This window comes from Luteibacter sp. NPDC104163, from assembly GCF_055584245.1.
This window is the reverse complement of record NZ_JBVJMK010000004.1, coordinates 179622-196516: the sequence shown is the minus strand read 5'-3', so window position 1 is coordinate 196516 and position 16895 is coordinate 179622. Positions and strand designations below refer to the sequence as shown.

General features: G+C 64.4%; 19 protein-coding genes and 5 tRNA genes. 6 read left to right on the top strand and 18 right to left on the bottom strand.

Going from position 1 to position 16895, the window contains the following annotated elements:
* Nucleotides 1–92: 92 nt before the first annotated feature.
* From rplA to ACZ6YI_RS07285, 10 genes are all read right to left on the bottom strand, one after another.
* A complete protein-coding gene (gene rplA, locus ACZ6YI_RS07330; protein ID WP_440327377.1) occupies nt 93–800 on the bottom strand; it encodes a 50S ribosomal protein L1 in 708 nt (235 codons plus the stop codon).
* Between the two features lie 3 nt (nt 801–803).
* Nucleotides 804–1232 carry a 50S ribosomal protein L11 gene (gene rplK, locus ACZ6YI_RS07325; protein ID WP_045829444.1) on the bottom strand — a complete coding sequence of 143 codons (429 nt, stop codon included), beginning with the start codon at nt 1230–1232 and terminating at the stop codon, nt 804–806.
* 192 nt (nt 1233–1424) lie between these two features.
* Nucleotides 1425–1985, bottom strand: coding sequence for a transcription termination/antitermination protein NusG (gene nusG / locus ACZ6YI_RS07320; RefSeq protein ID WP_465778055.1), 561 nt, complete (start codon nt 1983–1985; stop codon nt 1425–1427).
* Between the two features lie 8 nt (nt 1986–1993).
* Nucleotides 1994–2389: a preprotein translocase subunit SecE gene (gene secE, locus ACZ6YI_RS07315; protein WP_440325104.1), complete on the bottom strand. Its 396-nt coding sequence runs from the start codon at nt 2387–2389 to the stop codon at nt 1994–1996.
* Between the two features lie 13 nt (nt 2390–2402).
* Nucleotides 2403–2478 (bottom strand) — tRNA-Trp (locus ACZ6YI_RS07310).
* Nucleotides 2479–2571: 93 nt separating this feature from the next.
* The gene (gene tuf / locus ACZ6YI_RS07305) at nt 2572–3762 is read right to left on the bottom strand and encodes an elongation factor Tu (RefSeq protein WP_440325102.1); all 1191 of its coding nucleotides are present in this window, start codon (nt 3760–3762) and stop codon (nt 2572–2574) included.
* A gap of 60 nt (nt 3763–3822) precedes the next feature.
* Nucleotides 3823–3898 (bottom strand) — tRNA-Thr (locus ACZ6YI_RS07300).
* A 26-nt stretch (nt 3899–3924) separates the two neighbouring features.
* Nucleotides 3925–3998: transfer RNA gene (locus ACZ6YI_RS07295), tRNA-Gly, on the bottom strand.
* Nucleotides 3999–4015: 17 nt separating this feature from the next.
* Nucleotides 4016–4101, bottom strand: a tRNA-Tyr gene (locus ACZ6YI_RS07290).
* Nucleotides 4102–4269: 168 nt separating this feature from the next.
* Entirely contained in the window at nt 4270–4755 is a 486-nt protein-coding gene (locus ACZ6YI_RS07285) for an acyl-CoA thioesterase (RefSeq protein ID WP_440325101.1), read from the bottom strand.
* A gap of 105 nt (nt 4756–4860) precedes the next feature.
* Here ACZ6YI_RS07285 and ACZ6YI_RS07280 point away from each other — a divergent pair, with 105 nt between their 5' ends.
* From ACZ6YI_RS07280 to ACZ6YI_RS07270, 3 genes are read left to right on the top strand one after another with little or no spacing between them, the layout of a single operon-like run.
* Nucleotides 4861–6774 (top strand): SpoIIE family protein phosphatase, encoded by a 1914-nt coding sequence (locus tag ACZ6YI_RS07280; RefSeq protein ID WP_465778054.1) that lies wholly within the window; start codon nt 4861–4863, stop codon nt 6772–6774.
* The gene (locus ACZ6YI_RS07275; protein ID WP_440325097.1) at nt 6755–7174 is read left to right on the top strand and encodes an ATP-binding protein; all 420 of its coding nucleotides are present in this window, start codon (nt 6755–6757) and stop codon (nt 7172–7174) included. The genes ACZ6YI_RS07280 and ACZ6YI_RS07275 overlap by 20 nt, the downstream gene beginning before the upstream one ends.
* 2 nt (nt 7175–7176) lie before the next feature.
* The gene (locus tag ACZ6YI_RS07270) at nt 7177–7557 is read left to right on the top strand and encodes an STAS domain-containing protein (RefSeq protein ID WP_440325096.1); all 381 of its coding nucleotides are present in this window, start codon (nt 7177–7179) and stop codon (nt 7555–7557) included.
* A gap of 110 nt (nt 7558–7667) precedes the next feature.
* Here the strand turns inward: ACZ6YI_RS07270 and ACZ6YI_RS07265 are convergent, their stop codons facing one another.
* Complete coding sequence (locus ACZ6YI_RS07265) at nt 7668–8132, bottom strand: MarR family winged helix-turn-helix transcriptional regulator (RefSeq protein ID WP_465778053.1); 465 nt, start codon at nt 8130–8132, stop codon at nt 7668–7670.
* Nucleotides 8133–8232: 100 nt separating this feature from the next.
* Here ACZ6YI_RS07265 and ACZ6YI_RS07260 point away from each other — a divergent pair, with 100 nt between their 5' ends.
* From ACZ6YI_RS07260 to ACZ6YI_RS07250, 3 genes are all read left to right on the top strand, one after another.
* Nucleotides 8233–8511, top strand: coding sequence for a hypothetical protein (locus ACZ6YI_RS07260; RefSeq protein ID WP_465778052.1), 279 nt, complete (start codon nt 8233–8235; stop codon nt 8509–8511).
* 56 nt (nt 8512–8567) lie between these two features.
* The gene (locus ACZ6YI_RS07255; RefSeq protein WP_465778051.1) at nt 8568–9365 is read left to right on the top strand and encodes a nucleotidyltransferase domain-containing protein; all 798 of its coding nucleotides are present in this window, start codon (nt 8568–8570) and stop codon (nt 9363–9365) included.
* Nucleotides 9366–9670: 305 nt separating this feature from the next.
* Nucleotides 9671–10999, top strand: a complete 1329-nt coding sequence (locus ACZ6YI_RS07250; protein ID WP_465778050.1) for a hypothetical protein — start codon at nt 9671–9673, stop codon at nt 10997–10999.
* Nucleotides 11000–11228: 229 nt separating this feature from the next.
* Here the strand turns inward: ACZ6YI_RS07250 and ychF are convergent, their stop codons facing one another.
* The 7 genes from ychF to lolB all read right to left on the bottom strand — a co-directional run bounded on the left by ychF (nt 11229) and on the right by lolB (nt 16840).
* Complete coding sequence (gene ychF, locus ACZ6YI_RS07245; protein ID WP_465778049.1) at nt 11229–12320, bottom strand: redox-regulated ATPase YchF; 1092 nt, start codon at nt 12318–12320, stop codon at nt 11229–11231.
* Nucleotides 12321–12354: 34 nt separating this feature from the next.
* A complete protein-coding gene (gene pth, locus ACZ6YI_RS07240; protein WP_440328590.1) occupies nt 12355–12933 on the bottom strand; it encodes an aminoacyl-tRNA hydrolase in 579 nt (192 codons plus the stop codon).
* Nucleotides 12934–12984: 51 nt separating this feature from the next.
* Complete coding sequence (locus tag ACZ6YI_RS07235) at nt 12985–13620, bottom strand: 50S ribosomal protein L25/general stress protein Ctc (protein ID WP_465778048.1); 636 nt, start codon at nt 13618–13620, stop codon at nt 12985–12987.
* Between the two features lie 82 nt (nt 13621–13702).
* Nucleotides 13703–14659, bottom strand: a complete 957-nt coding sequence (locus ACZ6YI_RS07230) for a ribose-phosphate diphosphokinase (protein WP_440328586.1) — start codon at nt 14657–14659, stop codon at nt 13703–13705.
* 56 nt (nt 14660–14715) lie between these two features.
* Nucleotides 14716–14792: transfer RNA gene (locus ACZ6YI_RS07225), tRNA-Gln, on the bottom strand.
* A 48-nt stretch (nt 14793–14840) separates the two neighbouring features.
* Entirely contained in the window at nt 14841–16244 is a 1404-nt protein-coding gene (gene ispE, locus ACZ6YI_RS07220; RefSeq protein ID WP_465778047.1) for a 4-(cytidine 5'-diphospho)-2-C-methyl-D-erythritol kinase, read from the bottom strand.
* A complete protein-coding gene (gene lolB / locus ACZ6YI_RS07215) occupies nt 16226–16840 on the bottom strand; it encodes a lipoprotein insertase outer membrane protein LolB (RefSeq protein ID WP_465778046.1) in 615 nt (204 codons plus the stop codon). Before lolB ends, ispE begins: the two co-directional genes overlap by 19 nt.
* Nucleotides 16841–16895 lie beyond the last annotated feature (55 nt).

Sequence of the window (16895 nt, the reverse complement as noted above, 5' to 3'; positions counted from 1 at the left end):
CGCGCCTGCGGTCTTTGACGGCTGCCCGATGTTTCAACCGGGCTGCCCTCAAAAACGTGCCCTCGCCGGCGAACCGGCGAGGGTCGTAACACTTACTTGGCCGAGGTGTTCACGGTCGAGGTATCGACCGGCACGCCCACGCCCATGGTGCTCGACAGCGCAACCTTCTGGATGTACTGGCCCTTCGCGGCAGCCGGCTTGGCCTTCACGAGGTCGCCCAGCAGGGCATTCAGGTTGTCGGCGAGCTGGGCAGCGTCGAAGCTGGCCTTGCCGATGGTCGCGTGGATGATGCCACCCTTGTCGTTACGGAACTTCACCTGGCCGGCCTTGGCGTTCTTCACGGCCGTGGCGACGTCAGCGGTGACCGAGCCATCCTTCGGGTTCGGCATCAGGCCACGGGGACCGAGCACCTGGCCGAGCTTACCGACGACGCGCATGGCGTCCGGCGTGGCGATGACGCGACCGTAGTTCAGGTCGCCCGCCTGCATCTTCTCGGCGAGGTCGTCCATACCGACGGCGTCGGCGCCAGCGGCGAGCGCGGCGTCAGCCTTCTCACCGGCCGGCACGAACACGGCGACGCGAACGGTCTTGCCGGTGCCGTGCGGCAGCAGCGAGGAACCGCGGACGCCCTGGTCCGACTTCTTGGCGTCGATGCCGAGGCGGATGGACACGTCCACCGACTCAGCGAACTTCGCCTTGGCGTTGTCCTTGACGATCTTGAGAGCTTCGTCGATGCCGTAGGTCTTGCCCGGCTGGACGGCGGCCGCTGCGGCCTTCATACGCTTGGTGATCTTTGCCATGTCTTAACCCTCCACCACCAGACCCATGGAACGCGCGCTGCCGGCGATCGTACGCACGGCGGCATCCAGATCAGCAGCCGTGAGATCCGGCTCCTTCTGCTTCGCGATTTCCTCGAGCTGCGCACGGGTGACCTTGCCCACCTTGTCGGTGTTCGGCTTCTGCGAGCCCTTGGCCACGCCCGTGATCTTCTTGAGGAGGATCGAGGCCGGCGGGGTCTTCGTGATGAAGGTGAAGGTACGGTCCGAGTAGGCCGTGATCACGACCGGGATCGGGAGACCCGGCTCGAGCTTCTGCGTGGCGGCATTGAACGCCTTGCAGAATTCCATGATGTTCAGGCCGCGCTGACCGAGGGCGGGACCCACCGGCGGCGACGGGTTGGCCTGACCGGCCTTCACCTGCAACTTGATGTAACCAATGACTTTCTTTGCCATTTTACGTTCCTCGCGAGTGCTGGCGCCTTGCGGCTCCTCGCTGTTGGCCATCCCTGGGAATGATGGAATCCGCACCTGCGGACCCCGTAAACACGGACACGCCGGAGCACAAAGCTCCAGCGTGAACCGGGCATTATAGGCACTTCACACGGCTTATGCAAACGCCGTGCCGGTAAGGCCGCCTTGGCGGCCTCAGGCCTTCTCGACCTGGCCGAACTCGAGCTCGACCGGGGTGGAACGACCGAAAATGAGCACCGCGACGCGCAGGCGGCTCTTTTCGTAATTGACTTCCTCGACCACGCCGTTGAAGTCGTTGAACGGGCCCTCGGTGACACGGACCATCTCGCCCGGCTCGAAGAGAACCTTCGGACGGGGCTTTTCAACGCCTTCGCGGACCCGGCTCAGGATCGCGTCGGCCTCGGAATCCCGGATCGGGTGCGGACGATCGGCGGTGCCGCCGATGAAGCCCATGACCTTCGGGGTTTCCTTGACCAGGTGCCAGCACTCGTCATCGATACGCGGCGTCTTGCCGTTGGTATCGGTTTCGATCTGGACCAGGACATAACCAGGGAAGAACTTGCGCTCGCTGCGGCGCTTCTGGCCGCCGCGCATCTCGATGACTTCCTCGGTCGGAACCAGGATTTCACCGAACTTCTCTTCCATGCCCTCGCGCACGACGCGCTCTGTCAGGGCCTTGCGAACCTGCTGTTCGAAACCCGAATAGGCGTGAACGACGTACCAGCGTTTGCTCATGCCTTACCTCAGTGTCCGAGCTTGAGCAACCAATCGAGCACGATCGACTTCAACAGCCAGTCGATGAGCCCCATCAGAAGCGAAAGAATGATGACGACCACGATGATGATACCGGTGGTCTTCAGCGTTTCGTCGCGCGAAGGCCAGACGACCTTGCGCAACTCGAACTGCGACTCCGAAAGGAAGCTGCGCAGCTTACGGCCCGGAGCCGTGAATGCACCGATCGCCAGGGCGGCGACAACGGCGACGACGACAGCCGCACCACGGGCCAGGCCCGGGACGTTCGGATTGTCGGCGTAGTAATAGAAGCCGGTGATACCGGCCGCGAGAACGATGAAGGCAAGCAGCAGCTTGCCGATGTCGGCCGGGCTTGTGCCCTTGGCTTCTTGTGCCTTCGTGTTCATGCGTGCTCGAAAGTGGCACGCCAGGAGGGACTCGAACCCCCAACCTGCGGTTTTGGAGACCGCTGCTCTGCCAATTGAGCTACTGGCGTACAGGTGAAACGGTTGAACCACGAGGGCGGCCAGTCATGGACTGAGCCGCCCCGTGGCGGGAGGCCGACCCCAGGGGGCCGGCTTCACGGATCTCACTTGAGGATCTTCGACACCACGCCGGCGCCGACGGTGCGGCCACCTTCGCGGATAGCGAAGCGCAGACCTTCGTCCATGGCGATCGGGAAGCCCAGCTCAACCGTGATCTTCACGTTGTCGCCCGGCATCACCATCTCGGTGCCTTCCGGCAGCTTGATGGAGCCCGTCACGTCCGTGGTACGGAAGTAGAACTGCGGACGGTAGTTGCTGAAGAACGGGGTGTGGCGGCCGCCTTCGTCCTTCGACAGGACGTAGATCTCGCCCTCGAAGTTCGTGTGCGGGGTGACCGAACCCGGCTTGGCCAGGACCTGGCCACGCTCGACGTCTTCACGCTTCAGGCCACGGACCAGCACGCCGACGTTGTCACCGGCCTGACCCTGATCCAGCAGCTTGCGGAACATTTCGACGCCGGTCACGGTGGTGTTCTGCGTAGCGCGGAGGCCGATGACCTCAGCCGCATCACCCACCTTGATCACGCCGCGCTCGATACGACCCGTGACGACGGTGCCGCGACCCGAGATCGAGAACACGTCTTCGACCGGCAGCAGGTACGGCTTGTCGATTTCGCGCTGCGGCTCCGGGATCCAGGTGTCAAGCGCGTCAACGAGCTTGATGATGGCCGGAACGCCGATGTCGGACTGGTCGCCGTCTAGGGCGAGACGGGCCGAACCCGCGATGATCGGGGTGTCGTCGCCCGGGAACTCGTACTTCGACAGCAGTTCGCGAACTTCCATCTCGACGAGCTCGAGGAGCTCGGCGTCGTCGACCATGTCGGCCTTGTTCAGGAACACGACGATGTACGGCACGCCGACCTGACGCGAGAGCAGGATGTGCTCACGGGTCTGCGGCATCGGGCCGTCAGCGGCCGAGCAGACGAGGATCGCGCCGTCCATCTGGGCGGCACCGGTGATCATGTTCTTGACGTAGTCAGCATGGCCCGGGCAATCGACGTGACCGTAGTGACGGGTCGGCGATTCGTATTCCACGTGGGCGGTCGAGATCGTGATGCCGCGTGCCTTTTCTTCCGGCGCTGCGTCGATCGAACCGTAGTCCTTGAACTCACCACCGAAACGCTCTGCACCGACCTTCGTCAGTGCGGCGGTCAGCGTGGTCTTGCCGTGGTCGACGTGACCGATGGTGCCGACGTTGACGTGCGGCTTGGTGCGCTCGAACTTACCCTTTGCCATGAGACCTAAACTCCCGTTGGAGTCAAATTAGAGAAAAAGAAACCGTCGCGTACGACGAAGTGGTGCTCATGACTGGAATCGAACCAGCGACCTCTTCCTTACCAAGGAAGTGCTCTACCGACTGAGCTACATGAGCACATGACGCAGCGCGCGGAGGATCAATGGAGCGGGAGACGGGAATCGAACCCGCACAATCAGCTTGGAAGGCTGAAGTTCTACCATTGAACTACTCCCGCACTGCGCGGAACTCGTATGGTGGAGGAAGGTGGATTCGAACCACCGAAGGCGTAAGCCAGCAGATTTACAGTCTGCCCCCGTTGGCCGCTTGGGTATTCCTCCAACAAAGAACGCCTATTGTCGCGAGCACCCCCGAAACTGTCAACAACTTCCGCACATTGCAAACGCTTGCGGTGACAGCCTGGGAGACCCCGGACAACACCCACCAGTACGGGTAGCTGGCAGGTCGGCCGCGAACTATACAAGGGCGTTAGGCCTTTGTGAAGTGGTTCAGATCTCGCGCGTCTTCTTCACCAGCGGCTCCATCGCCCGCGACATTTCCATGAGCTTCAACGCGTATTCCTGCAGGCGCAGGTCGCGCTCCTCCACCGGCACCCACGGCGGAACGGGGGTCGGCTTGCCGCCATCCGGCTTGTCCATCGCCACGAACACCATGACGCAACTGGTCGCCAGGCGCGGTTCGCCGCTGCGCAAATCCCTGGCCAGCACATCCACCGCGAGGTGCATGCTGGAGGTGCCGGTATGGATCAGGCGGGCCGACACCGTCACCAGGTCGCCGATGTGGATGGGCGCCAGGAACTGGATGCCGCTGACCGAGACCGTGACGCAATACGCCCCGCTCCAGCCCACCGCGCAGGCGTAGCCGGCTTGGTCGATCCACTTCATCACCATGCCGCCGTGGACCTTCCCGCCGAAATTCACGTCGGTGGGCTGGGCCAGGAATCGGAATTCAACGTCACGCTGGGTACCGGGCATGCCCTTACCTTGCTGGGGAAAGCGCGCATTATGCGGCCCGGGCGGCTTGTCGCGACGCCCCGGCAGGCATAGATTCAAGCTAACCCACCCCGGAGCCGCCGCCCCATGGTCCTTCGCAGCATCGCCTCGCGACTGGCCCTGGGCGTCCTGTTGGGGTCCGCCATCGTCCTGATCGTCACCGGCGGCCTGCTGCTGAGCCATACGCGCGAGCAGATGCTGCAGCAGACCCAGCGCGAGGCCGAAGCCGTGGCGGGCGCCGCGGCAACCCGCATCCAGGGCCGGATCGATGCCGTCGCCAAGGTCGCCCAGGTGGTGGCCGGGGTACTCAGCACCCGCCGCGACCAGGCCCCGGGAGTCATCCATGACGTCCTTGCCGTGAACCCCGAGCTGGTCGATGTCAGCGCCGTCTTCATCCCCCGCGACGTCAACCACCTGCGCCCCGAGGACGCCCCCGTGGCCCGCCGGGACCCCGACGGCAAGCTGGTGGCCGGCGACCGCCTGTCCGACCCCGAGCCGTACTGGAGCTCACCCTGGTTCGTCCGCGGCCTGAACTGCGACCGGGGCTGCTGGCAGCCGCCCTTCCGCCCTGCGGGACGCGACGAGACCCTGATCGGTTACTCCGTGGCGATCCCGGGCAAGGATGTCCCGGTCATCGGTGTCACCGACGCGACCATCAGCCTGGGCTGGCTGCAGCAGCTCCTCGGCGAGCTCGCCAAGCCCGACCATGCCTCGGCCTTCGTGGCAGATGCGAACGGTGACTTCCTCGCCCATGACTGGCGCTCCTACATCGGCACGCGTGGCAGCAAGCCGCTGCTCGATGCGATCGCCCGCCAGCAGAATCCCGTCCGGATCACCCCGGAGGAAGGCGGCCGGGTCAGCGAGCCGGTGTGGGTCTATTTCGTCCCGATCCGCGGCACGCACTGGACGTTCGGCCTCTCCATGCCCGAACGGCAGGTGCTCGCCGACCTGCGCCGCACCTACCTCGTCGATGTGCTGCTGGGCGTCCTCGCGCTGATGGGCGTGTCGCTGATCACCCTGGTCATCACCCGCCGCCTCATGGCGCCGCTAACCGTCCTGGCGGACCGCGCGGAGAACGTCTCGCGTGGCGACCTTGATTTCGAGCTTCCCACGGTCCGCCGCGATGATGACGTCGGCCGGCTCACCCGCGCGTTCGACCAGATGCGCCGGCAGCTGGCAGGCCATATCGACACCGCGCAACGCATCGCTCGCGACCAGGCCCGCATGACCAGCGAACTGGAGATCGCCGGGCAGATCCAGCTCGCGCTCATCCCCGATCCGCACTGGATCGCCGACGACGGGCGACTCGAGGTGCATGCCGCGCTACGCCCCGCGAGCGCCGTCGGCGGCGACCTGTACATGTATTTCGCGCTCGGCAACAAACATGTCTGCGTGATGGTCGGCGACGTTTCCGACAAGGGCATCCCCGCCGCGCTGTTCATGGCGCGCACGATCACGCTGGCCCGCACCATCGCGACGCACGCCCGCTCGCCCAGCGACATCCTGGGCACGCTCAACCGTGAGCTGTGCAAGGGCAACGACACCTGCATGTTCGTCACCCTGCTCTGTGGCGTGATCGAAACGGAGAGCGGGCTGCTTTCGCTGGCGAGCGCCGGCCATGAACAGCCCGTGCTGCACGCCGGCGGCAGCGCCATCCTCGTCGATGTGGAAACCGGCCCCGCGCTCGGCCTCGACCGCGAAGCGCAGTACCCTGTACGGGTACTCACGTTGCTGGGGGGCGATACCTTGCTCATGTATACCGACGGCGTCAGCGAGGCGCATGCGGGCAACCAACGCTTGTACGGCACGCACGCGCTGCTGGATAGCGTGTCGCGCATCGACGAGGGCGCCAGCCCGGAAACGTATGTCGATCGCGTACTGGAGGATGTGGACGCCTACACCGCGGGCGCGCCCGCGTACGACGATATCGCCCTGCTTGCCCTCACCTGGCATGACACGGGCGTCGAGGGAGCGCGGATCCATGCGGCTGTGCATTCCTAACCGCCTGGAGGACGTGTTCCAGGCGCTGGAGCACGCCGAATCCACGCTCGACCGCGCCGACGTGCACGACGCCTGCCGCGCGGACGTACGCCTGGTGCTCGAAGAATTGCTCGTGAACACCGTTCGCCACGGCTATCCCGATGGCCGCCACGGCACGATCGAGATAAAGCTCGAGGCCCGGACGGATGCGGTCCGCCTCGAACTGCGCGATGACGCGCAGCCGTTCAATCCGCTCGAACATGATCCGCCCGACCTGCCCGGCGACCTCGCCGACCGCGAGATCGGCGGCCTCGGCCTGCACCTGGCACGCAGCATCGCCACCGATTTCGAGTATGCACGCGATGCCCACGGCAACCGTGTCGTCATTCGCTTTGATCCCACCTTGTCCGACGAGTCTTAACCATGACCCTCATCGTCCGCAGCGAGAGCCCGACCCCGATCCGCACTACCGTGTGGCTCGAGGGGCGCCTCGATGCCAACACCTTCACCGACCTCGACGACGCCCTGCGCGACATCACGCCGATGGTCGACAACGAAGGCACGCTGGTCCTCGACCTGTCCCAGCTCGATTACATCAGCAGCGCCGGCCTGCGCAGCCTGGCCCAGCTGCGCAAGCAGATGAACGATCGCGGTGCGCGCACGCTGCTGCTCAACCCGCAGCCGCAGGTGAAGAAGGTCTTCGAGATCGTGAAGGCGGTGCCGGTGAAGGAGGTATTCGCGAGCATCAATGAGCTCGACCAGTATCTCGATCACATCCAGCGGTCGGTAACCGGGCAGCCCTGAGGGCACTCATCGCGCGCGAGCGCGCTCCCACAGGACAGCGGCTATGCCCCACCCCTTGTGGGAGCGCGCTTGCGCGCGATAGCCAACGGAGCCATGAAGCGGCGACGCGCCTACTTCACACTATCCGCAAGATTCCCACGCAACATCTCCAACTGCTGCTTCAACGAGCCCAGCGTCTCGACATCGCAGCTCATCGCGCAGAACAGGTCGACCGGTACATCCGCGGCCTTCGCCTGCAGCGCCCTGCCCTCATCGGTCAGCGTCACGATCACCTGCCGCTCGTCCGACTTGCTCCGGGTACGTTCGACCAGACCGGCCACCTGCAGCCGCTTTAGCAACGGCGTCAGCGTCGCCGAATCCAGGAACAGCTTCTCGCCCAGCTCCGACACGGTCACGCCATCCCGCTCCCATAGCACTAGCATCACCAGGTACTGCGGGTAGGTCAGGTCCAGCTTCGCCAGGAGCTGGCGGTACACCTTGCCCATCGCCAGGTTGGCCGAATACAGGGCGAAGCAAAGCTGCCCGTCGAGGGTGCGCGGGGGCTGGAGGCCTTCGGGGGAGGATTTCTCGCTCATGCCTCGAATGTAGGGACGCGACTATTCAATTGCAAGCGATTGAATTGCGTGGCGAGACACCTGGTCAGGCCTCAGGCACTATGGCGAAAAAGGGGGAGCCATGAGCGCAATGGACTGGTTCGTCAACTGGACCGACGCCGCAGACGCGTTACATGTGGTGGTGCGTGCCGTTCCGGCCGCCATCATGTTCCCGGTCATCTTCGTCGTGGTCCAGGCACTCATGACCGTCAGCGATGCCTACGACCTCGGGAACGCGGCCGCGATTCGTGCCACTTTGCATGGCAGCCATCTCGATGTGCACGGCCTCGCGTGGTCGCTGGGCATCGCCTCGGCCATGACGCTTTGGGGCGTCATTGCCCGGCGGCTGTACAGGGACTGACGCCAGTACACGCGCGCGTGGCACCATGACTTAATAGTCGCGCAGGGAGGCAACGCATGATCAGTGAAGAAGTAAGGGAAGAAGTGGCTCGCCGCTTGCGCCGAGCCGAAGAGGAGCACGACGTTAAAGTGCTCCTTGCGGTCGAATCCGGCAGCCGCGCCTGGGGTTTCGCCTCACCCAACAGCGATTACGACGCGCGCTTCATCTACGTACACCGTCCGGAGTGGTACCTCTCGGTCTCGCTGGAAGAACAGCGTGACGTTATCGAGTACCCGATCGTGGACGAGATGGACATCAACGGCTGGGATGTGCGCAAGGCGTTGCGACTCTTTCGTCGCTCGAACCCGGGGTTCGTCGAGTGGATCCAGTCGCCGATCATCTACGAGCGCAGCGGCCCGTTTCACGAGGCGGCCAGGGCGCTTCTGGGTGAGGTTTATTCGGTAGAGCGCGGCACTTACCACTACCGCAGCATGGCGAAGACCAACTACCGCGGATACCTGCGCGACGAACTGGTTCCGCTAAAGAAATACTTCTACGTCCTGCGCCCTTTGCTCGCCGTACGCTGGCTGGAACGCTTCGGCAAACCGGCACCCATCGAATTCGAAACCCTACGCACGGTGATTGAGCCAGGCACGCCGCTCCAACGGGCGATCGACGACCTGCTGGCGGTCAAGCGCGAATCCCCTGAAATGGGGCTCTCACCGCGCATCCCGCCGATCCAGTCCTTCATTGAGGACGAACTGGAACGACTGGAGCACACCGCGCCACCGCACCAAGTACGCCATGCCGGCGGCAAGGAAGATGCCGCGCTATCGACGCTTTTCCGGCACGTACTGCGCGACACATGGACCTGAGTGGCTTATCCGCACCGTGAAACACCCTGCCTGTAGCAGCACAAATTGCCCAACGCATGCGTTTGCGCGGCGAGTGAGCTGATTGTTAGGGCGGACGTGACTGACGATCGCGGACCCACTCGCAATCAAAGTGCAGATGTCATGCCAACCTCCGTACTACTGAAGGCCTAGCGCGGTGGGGCTCAGGCTGCGGCACTATGCACAAGCTGCACCACAACGCGCCGCAGGGACGATGAAAACAAAAGAAGGCCCATGAGGTCCGCGGGTCAAATGATCCCTAGCGGACACGTCGGATGGAGGAAGGTATGTGCCGACTTGGAATGACGTACGCGGCGACTTTCCTCCTGACGGCGCTATCAGCCTGTGCGCCAGCCATCACGTACAAGAAATTCGACAACGACGGACAGGTCTCGCGCTCCGGATCGTCTAATGGCGAAGCTCCCGAATCTGAGCACCCGGCCAATCCGTTGGACGGCGAATTTGCTTTCGCACTCCCCTCCTCCAGCGTCGCCTTCGGAGTCCCATCCACCCCACATCGCAATGACGATGCCTCGGCCAAGGGCGACGACACCAAGCAAGAAAGCGCCCCGCCTGCAGCGAAGGAGAAGGACTGCACCAAGAATTGGAATGACTGCTGGGCTGACCTCGACCCCAAGATCACAGCGCATCCCGACTTGGGCCGGCTGTACATTGGTCGAGTGAACACCGGTCTCAAGTTGGCGCTAACGTCTAATGGACAGCCCATGTTGATATCGTCGGTGGAGTCGACCTGGACCAGTCCCGCCAAGGGGATCTTTACTCGCGTTGGCGCCGAGGCCGCCAGCGGCTTCGCTATTGCTGGCCCGTACGGAGCTGTAGCAGCAGTATTTATTGGGGAGGTCAGCCAAAATACGACGTACAGCCCGATGGGCGCAAATCTCATGTCAGATTATCAGACGCTTAAGAACAGCGGATATTTGTGTGACGATACGAACAAGGCACCCGATCCAGAAAGTTCCCCGACATTAACGCTCCCGGTAGTCCTGGATTTGGATCGGTCGTTTCCAGAAGATAGCCGGGCGTCGAATCCACCGGGAAAAGGGACCGCCCCGTCTGCATGCTGGCACCGTTTTCCGAAGTCGGACGACAACTACTCAAACACCGGATGGTTCTATCGACTCACTGAGGCGAATCCAGACGCGACATTTGCGGAAAGTGACTTCCGGAAATTCGTTCCTCCCATTTACAGACAGGGGATTTCTAACGCCACACTTGAATCCATGGGGGTCACGTACATTGGTCAATCATCGAAGCTACCTGACCGTGCCGACATCGCGTACTTTCCGACTTCTGCGTGCCACGCGATGACACTAGAAATAGCCTGGTGGCACTCGATATTCGAGGGCCTTTCCCTTGGCGGCAACAGCGGGCTAAAGGCGCGTCAAGCGAAAGTCTACGACGTTGTTATCGCAGACCCCCACTTCATTCAAGAGCTCAGTATCGACAAAGGAAGTCGCAAGCTAACGCTGCTAGGTTGTGGCGGCTTTGCTGGAGGCACCGCGCAGGTGCCAGGCGCAGACGAATCTAACGCTGAGTTGATCAAGCAGATAGACGCTGTTCGCGCTGCGCAAAAGAAATGGCAAAAGGGATCGTAGCCCTCATTCAGCTCCAGAGCTTCCAGACTGCCCTACCACCGCAACTCGAAGTGCATTGGCTCGGACCTTACCACCCCCGCCAACCGAGAAACGTCCAGCCTAAGGCGGCGCTAGCCGTTGAAGGCATGCATTCGAGCCAGCGAATGTCCAATCACGAGGGCGGTTCATCTGCCGCCCGGGCTTGTGCAAAGAGTCAAAAAAAGCCCCGGCATCACCGGGGCTTTATTCATCAGACGTTGAAGCGGAAGTGCAAAACGTCGCCTTCCTTAACGATGTATTCCTTGCCCTCCAGCCGCAGGCGCCCGGCTTCCTTGGCCCCCTGCTCGCCCTTGTACTTGATGTAGTCATCGTAGGCGACGGTTTCGGCGCGGATGAAACCACGCTCGAAGTCGGTGTGGATGACGCCGGCGGCCTGCGGCGCGGTGGAGCCGGCGCGGACCTGCCAGGCGCGGACTTCCTTCTCACCGGCGGTGAAGTAGGTCTGCAGGCCGAGCAGCTTGTAGCCAGCGCGGATGACGCGGTTCAGGCCCGGCTCGTCGAGGCCCATGCTCTGCAGGAACTCGTCGCGCTCGGCGTCGTCGAGCTGCGAGAGCTCTTCTTCGATCGCGGCGCACACCGGTACCACCTCGGCGCCCTCTTCCAGCGCGCGGGCGCGGACGGCGTCGAGGTGAGGGTTATTTTCGAAGCCATCTTCCGCCACGTTGGCGATGTACATCAGCGGCTTCATGGTGATCAGGAACATGTCGCGGACCAGCGCCTTTTCGTCGGCGTCGAGGCCGGCGGAACGTGCGCTGCGGCCCTGGTCGAGCACCTTGGCCAGCTTCTCGAGCACCGGCTTGCGGGCCAGCGCGTCCTTGTCGTTGGCCTTGGCCGAACGCGTCGCACGGTCCAGCGCCTTCAGCACGGATTCCAGGTCGGCCAGCGCCAGCTCGGTATCGATCGTTTCGATATCCGAGATCGGGTCGACCTTGTTGGCGACGTGGATGATGTTGCCGTCTTCGAAGCAACGGACGACGTGGGCGATGGCGTCGGTCTCGCGGATGTGCGCGAGGAACTTGTTGCCGAGGCCCTCACCCTTCGAGGCGCCAGCGACCAGGCCGGCGATGTCCACGAATTCCATGGTCGTCGGGATGATCTTCTGCGGCTTCACGATCGCCGAGAGTGCATCCAGGCGGGGATCCGGCACCGGCACGATGCCGGTATTCGGCTCGATCGTGCAGAACGGGAAATTGGCCGAAGCGATACCCGCCTTGGTCAGCGCGTTGAACAGGGTGGACTTGCCGACGTTAGGCAGGCCGACGATGCCGCATTTGATGCCCATGGCGAACTCTGTATCCGGTAGTTTTTTAAAGAGGTCAGGCGACCGTGTGCAGGCGTTTCATCGCCTCTTCGAACTTGCCATCCTGCGCCAGCGGCAGCACGTCGAACGCGCGCCCGATGCCGTGCATGATGGCGTCCTCGTCAGCCGCGTTCGCGCGGCCGAGGACCCACGAGGTGACCTTGTCCTTGTGCCCCGGGTGGCCGATGCCGACCCGCAGGCGGTGGAACTTGCCGTGGCCCAGGTGGGCCATGATGTCGCGCAAGCCGTTCTGGCCGCCGTGGCCACCATCGAACTTCATGCGGACGGTGCCGGGCGAGAGGTCCAGTTCGTCGTGGGCGACGAGGCACTCTTCCGGCTCGATCTTGTAGTAGCGCAGCGCGGAAACGACCGCGATGCCGCTCTTGTTCATGAACGTGGCCGGCTTCAAAAGCCAGACAGGCTCGCCGCCGATGCGCACCTTGCAGGTCTCGCCGTGCAGCTTGCCGTCGAACGACCAGCGCTCGCCCTGCTCCTGGGCAAGGGCATCCACGCACCAGAACCCGGCGTTATGCCGGGTCCTGACGTATTCGGCCCCGGGGTTACCGAGGCCGACGATAAGACGTAGTGACGCCATGCGAAGTAAACGCGTGGCCCGCGACGCAGTGCGCCGCGGGCCACGAGCCGATTACTTGGCTTCGTCCGAAGCGCCCTCGGCGCCTTCGGCCGTCGGGTCGACTTCTTCCTGGATCGCGGCGACGGTGACGACGGCGACGTCGTGCTCCTTGCCCAGGCCCAGTTCCGGCACTTCCACGCCCTTCGGCAGCTTCAGGTCCGACAGGTGGACGATGTCGCCAGCCTTCAGGTCGGCCAGGTCGAGTTCGATGAACTCCGGCAGGTCCTTCGGCAGGCACGACACGGTGACTTCCGTGAGGTTGTGCGAGATGACCAGGCCAGCGGTCTTGCCAGCCGGGCTCTTTTCCTGGTTCAGGAAGTGAACCGGCACGGCGACGCGAACGGCTTCGTTCTCGTTAACGCGCTGGAAGTCCATGTGCAGCATGAGCTGCTTGAACGGGTGCTTCTGCCAGTCCTTGATCAGGACCTTCTGAGCCTTGCCGTCGACGGTCAGTTCGATGACCGACGAGTAGAACGACTCGAAGCGCGAACCGAGCAGGATGTCGTTGTGCAGGACCTGGATGGCCTGCGGCTCGGCGCCTGCGCCGTAGACGATAGCCGGCACGTAGCCCGCGGTACGAAGGCGGCGGCTCGCACCCTTCCCTTCGATCTTGCGGCTCGTGGCGGTGAGCTTGTGGTTGGTAGCCATGGTGGTGTTGCCTCAAGTAAACCGCCTCGCGGCGGTGGTAAAGGTCTTCCCCGCGACCAGGGAAGACCGAAAAAACGGTGGATCAGTCGATGTAGAGCGAGCTCACCGATTCGCCGTAGGCGATGCGGCGGATCGTCTCCGCGAGCAGTTCCGCGACCGACAACTGGCGGATTTTCGCACAGTTACGGGCGTTATCGCGCAGCGGCAGCGTATTCGTGACCACCAGCTGGTCGAGCTGGGAGTTCTCGATGTTGCTGATCGCGGCGCCCGAAAGCACCGGGTGCACGCAGTACGCGACGACCTTGCGGGCGCCCTTTTCCTTCAGCGCCGCCGCGGCGGCGCAGAGCGTGCCGGCGGTGTCGACGATGTCGTCCACCAGCACGCAGGTCTTGCCTTCCACGTCGCCGATGATGTTCATGACCGTGGCCACGTTCGCCTTCGGACGGCGCTTGTCGATGATGGCCAGGTCGGCGTCGTCCAGGCGCTTGGCGAGCGCACGCGCACGCACCACGCCGCCGACGTCCGGGCTGACCACGATCAGGTCATCCATACTGTGGTGACGCCAGATGTCGGCCAGGAGCACCGGCGAGGCGTACACGTTGTCGACCGGAATATCGAAGAAGCCCTGGATCTGGTCCGCGTGCAGGTCGATCGTCAGCACGCGATCCGCACCCGCGGTCGCAATCATCTTGGCGGCAAGCTTCGCCGTGATCGGCACGCGCGCGGAGCGCGGGCGGCGATCCTGGCGGGCGTAGCCGAAATACGGCATCACCGCGGTCACGCTGCCGGCCGAGGCGCGCTTGAGCGCATCCACCAGCACCAGCAGGTCGAACAGGTTTTCCGCGCTGGGCGCGCCCGTCGGCTGGATGACGAACACTTCCTGCTTGCGGACGTTTTCCTCGATCTCGATCTGGGCCTCGCCGTCGCTGAAGCGACCGATGAGGGCCTTGCCCATCGGGATGCCAAGGCGTGCGGCAACATCGTCGGCGAGCGCACGGTGCGCGTTACCGGTGAAAAGCATCGGGGTGGACGTATCCACGAGGACTCCTAGAGGGAACAGTTAGGTTGAAATCGGCGCAGTGCCACCCCTGGAGGTGGCTGGGGCGGCAGGATTCGAACCTGCGCATGCGGGAATCAAAATCCCGTGCCTTAACCAGCTTGGCGACGCCCCAACAATTTCGTGATCACATGCCGCAGCCCGCGGCCCTTTCCGTCCTTAACTACACGAAGCCCCTTGCCCCGATCCGTGCCTGCGCAACCCGCAGCGGCGATGGATCGACACCCGCCGCCACGTGGGCCGTAAAGCCTGCGGGGCAGCGCGAAGCGACCGCGAGGGCCGCTTCAAAGGTTCTCGTTTCCAGGAAGACGCAGCCACCACTGCCGGAAAGCCTGGCGTGGCCGAAGCCCGCCAGCCAGTCCAGCGCCGCGGCCACCCGCGGGTGCCGCGCACGGACCACCGGTTCGAAGGCGTTCTCCGCCGAATCCCCGGAAACAAAGGCCGAAATTGTCGCCCGAGGGGCATTTCGAGTCAATTCGGGGGCGGCGAACAGGGCCGGGGTGGGCACGTGCTCGGCCGGATCGACCACCACGTACCAGCGCCGGGGGAGCATGATCGCCTCGAGCCGCTCGCCCACGCCCTCGGCCCAGGCCGAGCGGCCACGGACGAACACCGGGACGTCGGCGCCAAGCTTCAGGCCCAGCGCGGCCAGGGCGTCCTCGTCCAGGCCCGTGTTCCACAGGGTATTGAGACCGACCAGCACCGATGCGGCATCCGAACTGCCGCCGCCGAGCCCACCGCCCATCGGGATCCGCTTGGCGACGTCGATCTCGGCGCCGAGCCGGGTGCCGGTGGCCGCCGCCAGCAGGCGGGCCGCGCGCACGGTCAGGTCGGTCTCCTCGGGCACGCCCGGGATATCCCGCGGCCGGATGATCACCCCGTCCTCGCGGACCCGCAGGCGGATCTCATCGCCCCAGTCGAGCAGGCGGAAGACCGTCTGCAGCTCGTGGTAGCCATCGGCGCGGCGGCCGACGATGCGCAGGAACAGGTTGAGCTTGGCCGGGGCCGGCCATGCGGTCCAGTCGCCCCGGGCAAGCGGCGCCAGCATGCGGCTCATGAACACCCGCAGGTGGTCGGGGAAGCCGTTGTCGCGGTCGCGCGCCAGGGCCTCGGCGAACTCCGGGGCCCGCTTGTCGACCACCGCGAAGCCGTGCTTCGCATAGAACGGCGCGTTCCAGGGCACGTCGGCCAGGGTGCCCAGATCGACACGGGCATAGCCGGCCTCGCGGGCCCAGGCGCAGGCATGCTCGAGCAGGGCCGCGCCGATGCCGCGGCGACCGAACGCCGGCAGCACATCGATCTCGGCAATGCCGATGGCGCCCGGGTTGCCGTCCGTATCCAGGCAGACGAAACCGACGACCTCCTCCCCGACCACCGCGACCCAGCACAATCCACGGGTGATCAGCTGGCGAACCATGTCCACTGGCAGCGACATGCCGGAATACGACGGCCACGCCTCATGCCCGCGAAACAGTTCCACCGCCGCACGTTCGATCTCGCAGAGGCGCCCGGCGTCATCGGGGTGAGCGCGGGCGATGGTGAAGGCCGTCACTGCCCCAGCTGCCACGACTCGATCGCGAGACGCACCTTGTAGGGCGGCTTCTCCGCGAACACCTTGCTCGGCATCGCCGGCTGGCGCGACGCGTCCCAAGCCTTGTATTCAACGGTCCAGCCATCCTGGACCAGCTGCGAGGGCAGCTTGTCATCGCCAAAGCGGATATCGGCCGGGCCAGTGTCGGCGCGCAGGCCGAGGACCCAGCGCTTCAGCTCGGCCATCGGGATCTGCCAGCCCACCGTCTGCGCCATCAGCGTCTCGGCGTCGCGGCCGCGACGGGTGCCGCCATCGAGGCCCTCGAGCTCGGCGCCATCGGGACCACCGGTCAGCCGAAAGCTCCGGCCCGTGACCGGCGCGCGGACGGTGAAGTCGTAACGGTCGCCATCCTGGTGCCAGGTCAGGCTGCCCGAATGCGAATCGGTGTCCGTGGCCACGGAAAGCTTGCCCTGAAGCGTCCAGTGCGATGTATCGGCCAGGTCGCGCTCGCGCTGCGCCTGTTGGCTCATCGTGACCACATCGCCTTCGCGGTGGACCGTGGGGCGCGTCGGGGCGCAGGCGGCCAGGAGAGTCAGGGAGGCCGCGAGGCAGGGCCGGATGTAACGGGACATGCAAACTCCGATGTAGGAGCGCGCTTGCGCGCGATTAAAGCGATGGAACGGGATG

Bases quoted from the DNA above. Each gene is read 5' to 3' on its own strand.
- rplA (WP_440327377.1), bottom strand. From the start codon at position 800: ATGGCAAAGATCACCAAGCGTATGAAGGCCGCAGCGGCCGCCGTCCAG.
- secE (WP_440325104.1), bottom strand. From the start codon at position 2,389: ATGAACACGAAGGCACAAGAAGCCAAGGGCACAAGCCCGGCCGACATC.
- ACZ6YI_RS07260 (WP_465778052.1), top strand. From the start codon at position 8,233: ATGAGCGCAATGGACTGGTTCGTCAACTGGACCGACGCCGCAGACGCG.
- ACZ6YI_RS07270 (WP_440325096.1), top strand. From the start codon at position 7,177: ATGACCCTCATCGTCCGCAGCGAGAGCCCGACCCCGATCCGCACTACC.
- ACZ6YI_RS07285 (WP_440325101.1), bottom strand. From the start codon at position 4,755: ATGCCCGGTACCCAGCGTGACGTTGAATTCCGATTCCTGGCCCAGCCC.
- nusG (WP_465778055.1), bottom strand. From the start codon at position 1,985: ATGAGCAAACGCTGGTACGTCGTTCACGCCTATTCGGGTTTCGAACAG.
- ACZ6YI_RS07235 (WP_465778048.1), bottom strand. From the start codon at position 13,620: ATGGCTACCAACCACAAGCTCACCGCCACGAGCCGCAAGATCGAAGGG.
- ACZ6YI_RS07265 (WP_465778053.1), bottom strand. From the start codon at position 8,132: ATGAGCGAGAAATCCTCCCCCGAAGGCCTCCAGCCCCCGCGCACCCTC.
- rplK (WP_045829444.1), bottom strand. From the start codon at position 1,232: ATGGCAAAGAAAGTCATTGGTTACATCAAGTTGCAGGTGAAGGCCGGT.
- tuf (WP_440325102.1), bottom strand. From the start codon at position 3,762: ATGGCAAAGGGTAAGTTCGAGCGCACCAAGCCGCACGTCAACGTCGGC.
- ACZ6YI_RS07250 (WP_465778050.1), top strand. From the start codon at position 9,671: ATGTGCCGACTTGGAATGACGTACGCGGCGACTTTCCTCCTGACGGCG.
- ACZ6YI_RS07280 (WP_465778054.1), top strand. From the start codon at position 4,861: ATGGTCCTTCGCAGCATCGCCTCGCGACTGGCCCTGGGCGTCCTGTTG.
- lolB (WP_465778046.1), bottom strand. From the start codon at position 16,840: ATGTCCCGTTACATCCGGCCCTGCCTCGCGGCCTCCCTGACTCTCCTG.
- ychF (WP_465778049.1), bottom strand. From the start codon at position 12,320: ATGGGCATCAAATGCGGCATCGTCGGCCTGCCTAACGTCGGCAAGTCC.
- ACZ6YI_RS07275 (WP_440325097.1), top strand. From the start codon at position 6,755: ATGCGGCTGTGCATTCCTAACCGCCTGGAGGACGTGTTCCAGGCGCTG.
- ACZ6YI_RS07255 (WP_465778051.1), top strand. From the start codon at position 8,568: ATGATCAGTGAAGAAGTAAGGGAAGAAGTGGCTCGCCGCTTGCGCCGA.
- pth (WP_440328590.1), bottom strand. From the start codon at position 12,933: ATGGCGTCACTACGTCTTATCGTCGGCCTCGGTAACCCCGGGGCCGAA.